Below are 12906 nucleotides of genomic sequence, written 5' to 3' on the forward strand. Positions count from 1 at the left end.
GCGCCGCGTAGCCATGTACAGACCAATTCGGTAACGGGGGCTTTCGGCTCGATGACAGTCCGTACCGGGTACTGTCGTCACGGCTCCGGCGGGACGGCCCCGACCGTGTTGAGGGATGGTGGAGGTGGGCGACGGAGCAGTCACAGGGACGGTTGAGCGCGGTAGAACTTGGGGAGTCGGCACGGGGGACGGCGTGCCGCGTGAACGGGCGAAGGCGGTGCGTGGAATGAGTGCACCTGGGTTTCCGGTGGCCGAGGGCGAGGGGTCGGTGCGGCCGAGCGGGCTGCTCGACGTGCTGGGCGTGGCCTCGGTGGTCCTGGATACCGAGGGACGCATCGTGCTGTGGAGCCCGCAGGCCGAGGAGCTGTTCGGCTATCCGGCGCAGGAGGCTCTCGGACAGTACGCGGCCCGGATCATGGTGCACGAACAGCATCTCGACCTGGTGGTCAAACTCTTCGCCGATGTCATGGTCACCGGTCAGAGCTGGGCCGGGGCCTTCCCCATTCGGCGCAAGGACGGCAGCACGCGCCTCGTGGAGTTCCGCAACATGCGGCTGCTGGACGACCGGGGCGACGTCTTCGCGCTGGGACTGTGCGCCGACCGGTCGACCGTACGGCGACTGGAGCGGGACGTGGCGCTGTCCACCCGGATGATCGCGCAGTCCCCCATCGGCCTGGCCGTCCTGGACACCGATCTGCGCTATGTGTCGGTCAATCCGGCCCTGGAGCGGCTCAACGGGATCGCTGCCGAGCAGCACATCGGCCGGTCGATCGGCGAGGTCCTGCCGCACCTCGACGTCGCCGCCATCGAGGCGGCGGCGCGCCAGGTGCTGGAGACCGGCCGTCCGCTCGTCGACCAGCAGACGACCGGACGGACGCCCGCCGATCCGGACGAGGACCGCGCCTGGTCGCTCTCGCTGTACCGGCTGGAGGACGCGGTCGGCACCGTGCTGGGCCTGGCCGGTTCGGTCATGGACGTCACCGAGCAGCACCGGGCGAGCCTCGAGGCGGAGGCCGCCCGCCGGCGGCTGCAGGTGATCGCGGACGCCTCCGCCCGTATCGGCACCACCCTGGAGCTGGACCGCACCGCCCGTGAACTGGCCGATGTCGCCGTGCCGGAGCTCGCCGACATCGCCGCCGTGGACCTGCTCGAGGCGGTGGTGGCGGGCAGGCGCAGCAGCCTGGGCCCCACGGAGCCTGCGGTGATCCGGGCTCTCGCCGTGCAGGCGGACGGCGCCCCGGAGGCGCTGCGGGCGGCCGACCCGCCCGGGCAGGTGACCCGGTACGGTCCCGACCGGCTGGTCACCGAGTGTGTGCGCACCGGCCGGCCGGTGATGGTGGCGGAGGTCGAGCCGGCGGACCTGCCGCGGATAGCCCGCTCCCCCGAGGCGGCCGAGCTGCTGGCCGAGGCGGGCGTCCACTCGTATCTGGCCGTGCCGTTGATCGCGCGCGGCGAGGTGCTCGGCGCCCTCGACCTCAAGCGCACGCACAACCCGGAGCCGTTCAGCGAGGACGACCTGCTGCTCGCCCGTGAGCTGGCGTCCCGCGCGGCCGTGCAGATCGACAACGCCCGCTGGTACCAGAACGCCCGTGACACCGCCCTCACCCTCCAGCGCAGCCTGCTGCCCAGCCACCCGCCGGTGACGGGCGGCCTGGAGGTCGCCTCCCGCTACCAGCCCGCGGGCGCCACCAGTGAGGTCGGCGGCGACTGGTTCGACGTGATCCCGCTGGAGGGCGGCAAGACGGCGCTGGTGGTGGGCGATGTGATGGGCAGCGGCATCAACGCCGCCGCGACCATGGGCCGGCTGCGCACCGCGACCAACACCCTCGCCTCCCTCGACCTCGATCCGGCCCGGCTCCTGGAACACCTCGACAAGATCACCGACGGCCTGGACCACTCCATCGCCACCTGCGTCTACGCCGTCCACGACCCGCAGCTGCGCCAGTGCAGGATCGCCAACGCGGGGCATCTGCCGCCGGTCCGGCTGCGGGCCGGGCATCCCCCGGAGCTGCTGGAACTGCCCACCGGGGTACCGCTGGGCGTGGGCGGGGTCGCGTTCTCCACCACCACGATCGACCTGGAGCCCGGCGACCGCCTCGTGTTCTACACCGACGGCCTGGTGGAGACCCGGCAGCATCCCCTCGACGAGCGCCTGGACGCCCTGCTGTCCCTCCTCGAAGGCCCCGACCGCCCCCTGGAGGAGGTCTGCGACCTCCTGCTGCGCACCCTGCACCAGCCGGACAACTCGGATGACGTGGCACTTCTCATCGCGCGCGTGCAGAAGCCCGACTGACCGTCCGGGGCGAGCGCCGAACTCTCACAGCTACTGATTACGGCTTCCTTATCGCCCGCATTCGACAATCACAGCAAGGCATGGCAGGCAGCTGCCGGGTGCCGTGGCCGATGGGAGCGAGCCGTGATGCACGAGCCGAACGAGGAACCCAGCGCCGGAGGCGAGCCGCCCGAGCGGCGCTTCGAGACCGCACCGGACATGGAAGTGATGACGGGTCCGGGCGGCCCGGACCGGGCGCCGGGGATGTGGCGGCGCCGGTCCCGCCGGGCCCGTGCCGTCACCGTGGCGGCCACGGTCGTCGTCCTGGCCCTCGGCGGCACGGTCGCCTACGCCGCCACCTCGGGCGGCTCCGGCCAGGGCGCCACGCCCTCCGCGTCCGGGTCCGCCTCGCCGTCGCCGGGCGGCCCCGGCGGCCGGCACGGGGTCGGCCCCTGGTTCGGTTTCGGCTTCGGCGGCTTGGGGGTGCACGGCGAGGCCACGGTCAAGGACCAGGACACGGGCAAGTGGGTCACCCGGATCTGGCAGCGCGGCACCGTCGAGAAGGTCGAAGGCGACCAGGTGACGCTCAAGAGCGATGACGGCGCCGAGTGGACGTGGACCGTGAACTCGGACACCACCGTGTTCCGGGACGGCACGAAGGGGTCCGGGGCCGGCGACCTCAAGAAGGGCGAGTCGGCCCTCCTCGCCGGCACCCGCTCCGACGACGGCACCAGGACCGCGACCCGCGCGGTCTCGGGCACCTTCGACGACCGGGGTCCCGGTGACCGCCACGACAGGTTCCCGGGCCCGGGCCACCGGGACTGGCGCGATCACGCACCCTCGCCGAGCCCGTCGGGCAGCGGCGCGACGACCTGACACCGAGGCCGGCTCCGACGACCGGCCTCAGCGCCTGTGTCACGTCTCCGGCCGGATCGGCGCGCACCGTCATCAGCCCCGGTTCGAGCGAAGCCGAGGGCTGAGGAAGCGCGTGACCGCCAGGCGCCGGAGTGCCCGCGGACGGGGCGGTGCATGCCAGGTTGGGCGCGCCCGGCCGGGGACGTGACACAGGCTCCTACGGCCGGACGCCGATCACGACGTTGGCGAACAGCTCCTCACTCACCGCCAGACGCGCCGTCAGACCGCTGACGGTGAAGGCGTCGAGGGCCGCCGCGGCCTGCCGTTCACTTGTCTCGGCGAGGAGGCAGCCGCCAGGGGCGAGCCAATCGGGCGCCTCGGCGGCGACCCGGCGCAGGACGTCGAGTCCGTCCGCGCCGCCGTCGAGCGCGACCAGCGGTTCGTGGTCACGGGCCTCCGCGGGCAGCAGGCCCACCTGCCCGGTGGGGACGTAGGGCACATTGGCCGCGAGGATGTCGATACGGCCGCGCAGATCGACCGGCAGCGCCGTGAACAGGTCGCCCTCGTGGACGTGACCGCCGACGGCGCCGATGTTGCGGCGGGCGCACCGCACCGCGGCCGGGTCGATGTCGGCGGCATGCAGCTCGACCTGGCCGAGGCCGGTGGCCAGGGCCGCGCCCACAGCGCCCGAGCCGCAGCACAGGTCCACCACGACGGACGCGTCTGGGGCCCGGGCGAGGGCCTGTTCGACGAGGAACTCGGTACGGCGGCGGGGTACGAACACGCCGGGTTCCACGGCGATGCGCAGACCGCGGAACTCGGCCCAGCCGACGACGAGTTCGAGTGGCAGCCCGGTGACCCGGCGCTCGACCAGGGCGGCCAGCTCCTGCGGTGTGCGGGCGGCGCCCAGGATCAACTGCGCCTCGTCCTCGGCGAAGACACAGCCTGCGGCGCGCAGTGCGGCGACGACGGAGTCAGGGGTGACGGGTGACGACGGGGAGGAGGGAGAAAGTGGAGGCATGAAAGCCGAGAGCCTTTCGGTAAGTCGAAGGGCGCTCTCGCGGTCACCTACTGCTTGCGACCCGCGTCGACTCGAGGTGTGAGCACCCGACCTGACACTGCGGTAATGGGTCTCACCTCCTCGGTCCTCGGCGGCCGGGACATTCCACGGCCGGACGGCAACACTACCGCAACGCGTCAGACGCCGACGGTCTCCTCGACCTCCTCCTCGGCCTCCTGTTCCTCGGCCTCTTCCTCGACTTCCCGGACGGGCGCGGCGGTTGCCGCGGGCGCCACGGCCGTGGCCCGCGCCCGCTCGTACGCGGCGGCGATCGCCGTGACGGCGAGGCCGAGCAGCAGCCATGCAGTGAGCGTCCATACGTTGCGGGACAGGCCGTCGCTGTGGAAGTACAGGAGGCTGCGGGCGCCCTCGACGAATCCGGCGCCGTTCCAGAAGGCGTGCAGGGTGCCGAAGAAGCCGTTCTGCAGGTCGGGGCGGAACAGACCGCCGGAGCTGGTGAAGTTGAGCATGACGAACAGCACCATCATGGCGAGGGTGGTCCAGCGCTTGAGGAAGGTGTGCAGGCCCACGCCGACGAACAGGATGCCCGCGGAGTAGAGCCAGGCCATGCCCCACAGGCTTGCGAGGTCGTGGTGGGCGAGGTGGAAGACGGGCCCGGCGAGCAGCGCGCCGATGCCGCTGACGACGGCGGAGACGCCCAGCGCCAGCAGAGCACGCAGCCGCATGGGCAGGGTGGAGCCGGCGGCGCCGAGCGCGGCGACGGAGGCGTAGGAGCCGATGCTCAGCGCGATCAGCAGGAAGAACAGGCCCTGCCCGGTGGGGTCGTCGTCGACCGGCGCCGCCACATCGGTGACCTTCAACGGGACGCCCTGCTCGGCGGCGACCGGGGTGAAGACCTTCTCGACCGCCGTCGCGTCCATGTCGGAGGCGGCGGAGGCGACCACGAGCTCCGGCGTCTTCGCGCTGGGCACGAAGGCACCTGTGATGTCACGGGAGTTGAGCAGGGCGACGGCCTCGGAGCGGGTGGCGACGGTGCGGACGTCGAGCTTGTCCCCCGCCTTGTCCTTGACGGTCTGCGCGAACACCTTCGCCTGCGGACCGGAGCCGACGACGGCGACCGGCAGGTGGTGGGGCTCCGGGGTGACGAACGCCCCCATGTACGCGAGTCCCATGCCGATGCACATCAGCAGCGGGGTGATCAGGTGCGTGATCACATGACGCAGGGCCGGCGTCCTCATTGCTCACAACCTCCAGATGGTTGGCTTATACAACTCTCACTTCAAGTTGTACTATACAACCAAACAGGACGGGGTGGCATTCCCTGGTGAGTGAGGGAGGTCTGATGGAAGCAGACGAAGCCGTGGAGACGATCCAGCGCGAGATGACGGTCTTCGCGCGCCGCGCCCGTGCCTCGGCGGGCCGTATGCACCCCGAGCTGTCGCTGGTCTCGTACACGCTGCTCGGGCATCTGGAGGAGAGCGGCGGCTGCCGGGCCACCGACCTGGCGGCGCACTACGCCCTGGACAAGTCCACGGTCAGCCGCCAGGTGGCCGCCCTGGAGCGGGCCCACCTCGTCGAGCGGCGCCTGGACCCGGACGACCACCGCGTCCAGGTCCTGCACCTGACCGAGGCCGGCCGCCAGATCCTCGCCCAGGTCACCGACAGCCGTCGGGCGGCGTTCCGGGAGCGGCTGGCGGGCTGGCCGAAGGAGGATCTGGAGCGGTTCGCCGACTGTCTCGTGCGCTACAACGCATGGGTGCCGCCGGAGGGCGAGGGCCAGGAAGACAGGCCCTAGGAAACGGCCAACTCCCTTTCGTCCGTGAGGTGTTCGGGTGCGCGGGCCGCGCCGAAGACGGTGCTGCGGCGCAGGCGGAAGCCGAGGGACTCATAAAGGCGGATGGCGTTGGTGTTGCCCGCGCCGGTGTGCAGGAACGGGGTCTCGCCGCGCTCGCGGATGCCGTGGGCGACGGCCAGGATCAGCCGGGTCGCCAGGCCCTCGCCGCGGAAGGCGGGGTCGGTGCACACGGCGCTGATCTCGGTCCAGCCCGGCGGGTGCAGTCGCTCCCCCGCCATCGCTATCAGCGCGCCCTCCCGCCGGATGCCCAGGTAGGTGCCCATTTCGATGGTGCGGGGCAGGAACGGGCCGGGCTGTGTCCGCCGGACCAGGTCGAGCATCTCCGGCACATCGGCGGGGCCGAGGCGGACCGCCTCCGGCTCCGGCGCGGCGACCAGGCCGTCGTCGACGAACTGCACGCCCTCGACCTGGAAGGTGAACTCCCAGCCGTCGGGAATCTCGCCGCGGAAGCCGAGCAGCGGTACTTCACCCCCGGGGCCCGCGAGGGCGGCGAGATCGGCCCAGTCCTCGACGTCGAGCTCGTCGGGCAGGGCCAGCCACGGCGACACGTCGACCGGGTAGCGCAGCACCCGGCCGCGCCGCTCGGCGAAGTGCGCGTGCGGGCCGGTCAGCGAGGCGAGGGCGGGGTTGTCCAGTACGTGGCTCATCCGGCGACCTCGATCACGATCTTGCCGCGGGCGTGGCCCTCCTCGACGGTGCGCAGCGCCTCGCCGGCCCGCTCCAGCGGGAAGGTCCGCGTCACATGCGGGTCCAGGTCGCCGCTGACCACGAGGTCGGCCACCGCCGCGAGCCGGTCGGAGGTGCGCACCCGCGCGACACGGGCGCCGCCCAGCTTCTCCACGACCTCGGCCGGGGCCCCGGCCGTGATGAGCTTCGTCCGGTCGGTCAGCAGCGTCGCCGCCGCCTCCAGGACATCGCCGCCCACCAGGTCGTACACGCCGTCGACGCGGCCCGGCACGCGCACGGTCCAGCCCGGGCCGGACGCCACGTGCTGCGCGCCCAGCGACTCGACGAAGTCCTTCTTGGCCGCGCTCGCGACGCCCACGGCGCGCAGGCCGAGCGCGCGGGCGATCTGTACGGCGGCGACCCCGACCCCGCCGCCTGCGCCGGTGACCAGGACGGTCGCGCCCGCCGGCAGGTCGAGCTGGCGAATTCCGTCGTACGCCGTCGCGCCCGCGACGGGCAGGGTCGCGGCGTCGGTGAAGGACAGCGCGGCGGGCTTGTGCGCGATCAGGTCGACCGACAGCAGCGCGTACTCGGAGTACCCGCCGACGACGGGCGGGCCGAACACCGGGTCGCCGACGGCGAACCCCTCGACCCCCTCACCGGCCTCCACGATCACGCCGGAGACCTCGTTGCCGAAGTAGGCGGGGAAGTCGCGCCCGCCGCTCTCGCCGGGACGGCGGTAGCCCGTGCGCTGCTTCCAGTCGACGGGGTTCACACCCGCGGCACGCACCGCGACGAGCACCTGACCGGCGCCGGGACTGGGCCGGTCCACGTCGACGAAGGCCTCGGCCTCCGGTCCGCCGTAGCGTGTGAAGACGTACGCCTTGGGCATCTGCTCCCACTCTCCTTCGCTGCCGCTGGTCACCGGTTGTACGGGGCACCGGTTCCGGCACCAGTCGCCAAGGAGGATCGGGGCCCGGCTATTCCCGGGCCGCCGGAGTCTTCATACGGCCTTAATGATCGCGGGCCTGCCCAGGGCAGAGGCATGGCTGACGACCACGTACGGTTGAATGCGTAAGCAATCACTTCCGTCCCGCTGGATCCACATGAACGTCACCCGAGGCTTCACCGGGCGCGCCCGCGTCGACAATGCGGGCCTGCCGCCCGGCCAGTACGACGCGGGCGACGACTGGCCCGTCCTGTCCGCGGAGGTCACGCCCGAACTGGCGCCCGCCGACTGGACCTTCCGCATCGACGGGCTGGTGGAGCGGCCGCACACCTGGGACTGGGAGCAGGCGCATGCGCTGCCGGCATCGGCGTACGAGGGTGACATCCACTGCGTGACGAGCTGGTCGAAGTTCGGGGTGCGGTTCGGGGGCGTGTCCCTGGACGCCTTTCTCAATATGGTGCGGCCACATGTGTCGGCCACCCATGCTGTCGCCTACTCGCACACCGGCTACACCACCAACCTCCCCCTGGCGGACCTGACCGGCGGGCGCGCCTGGATCGCCTGGGAGTACGACGGGCAGCCCCTTGCACCCGAACACGGCGGGCCCGCCCGGCTGCTGGTGCCGCACCTGTACTTCTGGAAGAGCGCCAAGTGGATCGCCGGCCTCACGCTCCTGGACCACGACGAGCCGGGTTTCTGGGAGCAGAACGGCTACCACGCGCGCGGCAACCCCTGGCAGGAGCAGCGGTACTCCGGTGACTGAGCAAGTGACACAGCCCGCCCCTTCCCCCGGCGTCACTCCCCCGACGCGCTTCGCGGTGCCCGGCCGGATCGCGGTGAGCAACCGGGCCGCCGCGGTGTGGCAGACCGCCACCCTCACCGAGATCCGCCGCGAGACCCCGCACGCGGCCACCTTCCGTTTCGCGGTGCCCGCCTGGGCGGGGCATCTGCCCGGCCAGCACCTGATGCTGCGGCTGACCGCGCAGGACGGATATGTGGCCCAGCGCCACTATTCGATCGCGTCCGCGCCCGACGACCCGGGGCACATCGAGCTGACCCTGGACCAGGTGCCGGGCGGCGAGGTCTCGGGCTGGTTCCACACGGTGGCCGAGCCCGGCGACCGGGTCGAGGTGCGCGGCCCGCTGAGCGGCTTCTTCGCCTGGCCGGGTGACCGGCCCGCGCTGCTGGTCGGGGCGGGGTCCGGGGTCGTACCGCTGATGTCGATGGTGCGGCACCACCGGGCGCGCCGCCTGGATGTGCCGCTGCGGCTGCTGGTGTCGGCGCGAAGTCCCGAAGAGCTCATCTACGCGCGGGAGTTCGGCGCGGAGACGACACCCGTGTTCACACGGCGCGCACCGGAGGGTGTGCCCGTGGGACGTATGGCGGCCGCACATGTGGCGCCGCTCCTGACCGAGCAGCCTCCTGGTGGGTGGGAGGCCTATGTGTGCGGCTCGAACGCCTTCGCCGAGCACGCCTCGCGGCTGCTCGTCGAGGCCGGGCAGCCCGTGCACCGGATCCGGATCGAACGCTTCGGCTGACGGGCCGTCGGGGCGCAGCGGCTTCGCGGTGCCGGTGGAGTTGATTGGTCGAAGGGCGGCGGCCTATTCCTCGCCGCCGACGACACCGACACGGACACCGACACCGACCCCTGCGTGCATCGGCTGAGGTTGGCGCCGGCGGCAGGTCAGTCCACCGGCTTGTGCTCGGGTGAGGACGACGGCGCTCCGGCCCATCGGTGCAGGGCGGCTTCGAGGCCGGTGGCGGCAGTGGTGTCGGTGGTGTCGGAGGCCCAGGCGACCACCCCGTCCGGGCGTACCAGGACCCCGGTCGGCGTCGCTTGGTCGTCGGTCATGCTGGTCACTCGCCCGGCCCAGGCCGCGGCGAGGCGGGCGAACGCGCCGTCCGGAGTGCGGTCGAGCAGCAGGAACCCGCCGCCGTGGCCGTGGTCGGCCAGACGGGAGCCGTCCTTCAGCCACAGGTCGGGGACGTATCGCCCCACGAGCGGATGGTCGCCGGGCAGCTCGATGCGCTGCGTGACGCCGGAGATCTTCTTGACCGCGTAGGTCGTGCCGTCGCCGGTGCTCAGCAGATCGCCGAGAACCGCCCGCAGCGCGGCCGACTTGGCGTCCCCGCGCATCACCCCGGCCTGGGCCCGCGTCCAGTCCAGCACCCAGGCGCCGACGGGACGGCGCTCGGCGTCGTAGGTGTCGAGCAGCCCTTCGGGTGCCCACTCGGCGACCACGGCTCCGAGCTTCCAGCCGAGGTTCATCGCATCGCCGACCCCGAGATTGAGCCCCTGCCCGCCGAACGGCGAATGCACGTGCGCGGCGTCGCCGGCCAGCAGCACCCGCCCCGACCGGTACGCCGCGGCCTGGCGGGCGTTGTCACTCCAGCGGGTCGCGCCGCCGCGCAGCGCAGTCAGCGTGACGTCGGTACCGGAGACCCGGCGCAGACTGGCCTGCACGTCCTCGAGGGTGACTGGCGTATTGCGGTCGGCGGGAGCGTGGTCGAACTCCACGGTGACCACCCGTCCAGGCTGCGGCCCGTAGCGATACGCCCCCCGGGTCGACCACGCCCATCCGTTCGCGAGCTTCTCCGGGTCGGCGATGTCGGCGACCGCCAGGTGTCCGGTGAGTTCGGGGTCGGTGCCGGGGAAGTCGATGCCGGCGAGGCGGCGCACGGTGCTGTGCCCGCCGTCGCACCCGACCAGCCACCAGGTGCGCACCGGGCCTGCAGTGGTGCCGACCAGCACGCCGTCGCCGGTGTCTTCGAGCGCGGTGACCTCCACTCCGCGATGCACCGGTACGCCGAGTCGGGCGACATGGGCGGCCAGCAGCTCCTCCAGCTCACGCTGCGGCACCATCCTCGCCGCGGCGACGGCGGCATGCGCGGCGAGGTCGGCGTCGGACCAGTCCACGAGATCGGCGTCGAGGATCATTCCCGCGAAGTGCCCGGTGAAGCGCGACTCGGGCGCCCGGCGGCCGCCATCGGGCTGCCGGTCGTCGGCCATGCGGGCGAACGACCCCATCCGCTCAAGCAGTTCTCGCTGCACCTGTTCGGCGGCAGACAGCAGACCGCGGCGGTCGAGTGCCCCCGCCGTCGGCACGTTGATCGACCCCGCCTTCATCGCCTTGTCCGGCTCGGCCCGTCGTTCGAGCACCTGCACCGTCACCCCGGAGAGCGCCAGCTCCGCGGCGAGCACGAGGCCCACCGGCCCGGCTCCGACCACGGTCACGTCCACATCCTGGTTCACATAGATATTCACGAACAGTGTTCTAGACACGAACAACGTTCGTGTCAAGTTATAGTGGCCGTGTGAACCCGAGAGAGCGACGCGCGGCGCGCCACCAGCCGCCGAACCCCGAGACCGAGGCCGACCCCAGGCCGCGGCGCCGCAAGGCCCCGATCACCGTGGAGCAGGTCATCGACACCGCGCTCGGCGTCATCGCCACCGAGGGCTACGAATCGCTGACCATGCGCCGGCTGGCCGGCGCCCTCGACACCGGGCCCGCCTCGCTCTACGCCCACGTGGTCAACAAGGCCGACCTCGACGAGCTGCTCATCGGGCGGCTGTGCGCCGAGCTCGTACTGCCCGCGCCCGACCCCGCGGCCTGGCGGGAGCAGATCCGCGGCGTATGCGCCCAGATCCGCGACCAGTACCTGAAATACCCCGGAATCTCCCGCGCCGCGCTCGCGATGGCCCCCACCGACCTGGAGACCTTGCGCGTCACTGAAGGAATGCTGGCGATCCTGCTCGCCGGCAACGTCGCCCCGCAGGCCGCCGCCTGGGCCATCGACGCCCTCCTGCTGTACGTGGCCGCCTACTGCCTGGAGACATCCATCGTGCGCCAGCGATCGGCACACGATGACGCCGCCTGGGTCGTCGACCGCGACGAACTGGTGCGCCGCTTCACCGCCCTGCCTGCCGAGACCTTCCCCCACACCACCCGCCACGCCGCCGAGCTCACCGCCGGGGAGGGCCACGACCGGTTCGACTTCACCCTCGCCCTGATGATCGACGGCCTCGCACACCGCTAGCCCGCCGCCACCCTCCCATCTCCATTGGTCAGTTGAGCCGGGCGTCGGTCGGAATCCGCGTCGGACGGCCCGAACCCCCTTTGTGCGACGGCCTCCGGATGCGGACTCGGCGGGGGCGGGGGATGTCGTCGACGTCCTGAAGGCCGGCGAAGTCGGCACGGGCCGGCGCGACAGCTTCGGGGAACGCCCCCTTCTAGTACCGACCTGCGCCAAGGTGGCATCAGGCAGGCTGCGGGACGGGCATTGCAGGAGCGGCCGCGACCTTGCGGGTCTCGTGCATTACCAGCAGGCCGTTGACCACCATCAGTGTCGCGGTCAGGCCGTGGACGCCGAGCGCGGTGGCCACGGAGCCGTGGTGGGCCAGCACGGTGGCCATGTCGCCGTACGCTGCGAGGGCCTCCACCAGCAGCACCCAGCCCAGCGCCCGGCGGTGGCCCGTCACCAGCAGGATGCCCAGGACCAGGGCCAGGACGACGTCGCGGATTCCCTTGATGACCAGGAAGCCGCCACCGTCGCCGGACGGCCAGCTCGGCAGACCGAAGGTCGGCGCCGTCGTCTTCGGGCTCAGGATGAACTCCGACCCGAACCAGAGGATGAAGAGGATGAAGGCAGCGACCAGGACGGTGTTGATCTTCTTCAGCGACATTGTTCTTCTCCTTGCGAGTCGGATGTCGGGATTTGGGTGGCCAACTGCCGCCCGGGGAGTGGGGATTGTGCGCCACCGGCGCGGCGTCGGCCCGCAGGGTCAGCAATCCGAAGCCCCGTCGTGGACGGGACAGAAGAGCTGCACGCTGGGCCTCACGACCCGGTGCCGCCCGGGGTGAGGAGTTCCATGAGATGTCCGTCGGGGTCGCGGAAGTAGGTGCCCCTGCGGCCTTCAGCGTGCTTGCTGTGATAGATCTGCCCAATTTCTTGGCATGCGGGATCGCCGTAGTGGGTGATTCCGCCGTGCTGGATGCGGGCGAGGGCGGCGTCGAGCTCCCGCTCACTCACCATGAACGCGTAGTGGTGCGGCTCGAAGTCGTCCAGCTGGTCGTAGTCCAGGCTGACCTGGTTGGCCAGCGTGACCGGCGTGAAGTGCGCCACCGGCGGATCGACACTCAGACCGAGGATTTCGGCCAGGAACTGCGCCGAGGCCTGCGGGTCACGGGCGGGGACGATGGTGTGATTCAGTTCCACGGTCATAGTGACTCCTCTTCAGGGACGGGGCTGCGCGTGGTGGCGGCCTCGGCGACCCGGCATGGTGCATG

At 71.8% G+C, this 12906-nt stretch carries 13 protein-coding genes; 6 read left to right on the forward strand and 7 right to left on the reverse strand.

From position 1 onward, the window contains the following. Nucleotides 1–226: 226 nt before the first annotated feature. Both P2Q00_RS05555 and P2Q00_RS05560 read left to right on the forward strand, forming a co-directional pair. A complete protein-coding gene (locus P2Q00_RS05555) occupies nt 227–2293 on the forward strand; it encodes a SpoIIE family protein phosphatase (RefSeq protein ID WP_275770130.1) in 2067 nt (688 codons plus the stop codon). Nucleotides 2294–2419: 126 nt separating this feature from the next. After that, nucleotides 2420–3148, forward strand: a complete 729-nt coding sequence (locus P2Q00_RS05560) for a hypothetical protein (RefSeq protein WP_275770144.1) — start codon at nt 2420–2422, stop codon at nt 3146–3148. A 196-nt stretch (nt 3149–3344) separates the two neighbouring features. Here the strand turns inward: P2Q00_RS05560 and P2Q00_RS05565 are convergent, their stop codons facing one another. Further along, entirely contained in the window at nt 3345–4148 is an 804-nt protein-coding gene (locus P2Q00_RS05565) for a putative protein N(5)-glutamine methyltransferase (protein ID WP_275770145.1), read from the reverse strand. Nucleotides 4149–4324: 176 nt separating this feature from the next. Next, on the reverse strand, nt 4325–5386 hold the full coding sequence (locus P2Q00_RS05570) for a hypothetical protein (protein WP_275770146.1): 1062 nt from the start codon (nt 5384–5386) through the stop codon (nt 4325–4327). Between the two features lie 104 nt (nt 5387–5490). Here P2Q00_RS05570 and P2Q00_RS05575 point away from each other — a divergent pair, with 104 nt between their 5' ends. Continuing rightward, nucleotides 5491–5943 (forward strand): MarR family winged helix-turn-helix transcriptional regulator, encoded by a 453-nt coding sequence (locus tag P2Q00_RS05575; protein ID WP_275770147.1) that lies wholly within the window; start codon nt 5491–5493, stop codon nt 5941–5943. Here P2Q00_RS05575 and P2Q00_RS05580 read toward each other — a convergent pair. Both P2Q00_RS05580 and P2Q00_RS05585 read right to left on the reverse strand, forming a co-directional pair. Next, a complete protein-coding gene (locus tag P2Q00_RS05580; protein WP_275770148.1) occupies nt 5940–6650 on the reverse strand; it encodes a GNAT family N-acetyltransferase in 711 nt (236 codons plus the stop codon). The two genes, P2Q00_RS05575 and P2Q00_RS05580, sit on opposite strands and share 4 nt — an antisense overlap. Beyond that, nucleotides 6647–7561, reverse strand: a complete 915-nt coding sequence (locus P2Q00_RS05585) for an NADP-dependent oxidoreductase (RefSeq protein ID WP_275770149.1) — start codon at nt 7559–7561, stop codon at nt 6647–6649. The genes P2Q00_RS05580 and P2Q00_RS05585 overlap by 4 nt, the downstream gene beginning before the upstream one ends. A gap of 214 nt (nt 7562–7775) precedes the next feature. Here P2Q00_RS05585 and P2Q00_RS05590 point away from each other — a divergent pair, with 214 nt between their 5' ends. Next, nucleotides 7776–8381 (forward strand): sulfite oxidase-like oxidoreductase, encoded by a 606-nt coding sequence (locus P2Q00_RS05590; RefSeq protein ID WP_275770150.1) that lies wholly within the window; start codon nt 7776–7778, stop codon nt 8379–8381. After that, the gene (locus P2Q00_RS05595; protein ID WP_275770152.1) at nt 8374–9156 is read left to right on the forward strand and encodes a ferredoxin reductase; all 783 of its coding nucleotides are present in this window, start codon (nt 8374–8376) and stop codon (nt 9154–9156) included. The genes P2Q00_RS05590 and P2Q00_RS05595 overlap by 8 nt, the downstream gene beginning before the upstream one ends. 146 nt (nt 9157–9302) lie before the next feature. On the opposite strand, the gene P2Q00_RS05600 is transcribed toward P2Q00_RS05595, so the two are convergent. Continuing rightward, nucleotides 9303–10883 (reverse strand): FAD-dependent oxidoreductase, encoded by a 1581-nt coding sequence (locus P2Q00_RS05600; protein WP_275770154.1) that lies wholly within the window; start codon nt 10881–10883, stop codon nt 9303–9305. A 50-nt stretch (nt 10884–10933) separates the two neighbouring features. Here P2Q00_RS05600 and P2Q00_RS05605 point away from each other — a divergent pair, with 50 nt between their 5' ends. Beyond that, nucleotides 10934–11656 carry a TetR/AcrR family transcriptional regulator gene (locus P2Q00_RS05605; RefSeq protein WP_275770156.1) on the forward strand — a complete coding sequence of 241 codons (723 nt, stop codon included), beginning with the start codon at nt 10934–10936 and terminating at the stop codon, nt 11654–11656. A gap of 220 nt (nt 11657–11876) precedes the next feature. Here the strand turns inward: P2Q00_RS05605 and P2Q00_RS05610 are convergent, their stop codons facing one another. Then, nucleotides 11877–12302, reverse strand: coding sequence for a DUF4267 domain-containing protein (locus P2Q00_RS05610; RefSeq protein WP_275770157.1), 426 nt, complete (start codon nt 12300–12302; stop codon nt 11877–11879). Nucleotides 12303–12454: 152 nt separating this feature from the next. Further along, nucleotides 12455–12841, reverse strand: a complete 387-nt coding sequence (locus P2Q00_RS05615) for a VOC family protein (protein WP_275770159.1) — start codon at nt 12839–12841, stop codon at nt 12455–12457. Nucleotides 12842–12906: the final 65 nt, after the last annotated feature.

It is taken from the genome of Streptomyces coacervatus (assembly GCF_029223485.1).
GTDB lineage: Bacteria > Actinomycetota > Actinomycetes > Streptomycetales > Streptomycetaceae > Streptomyces > Streptomyces coacervatus.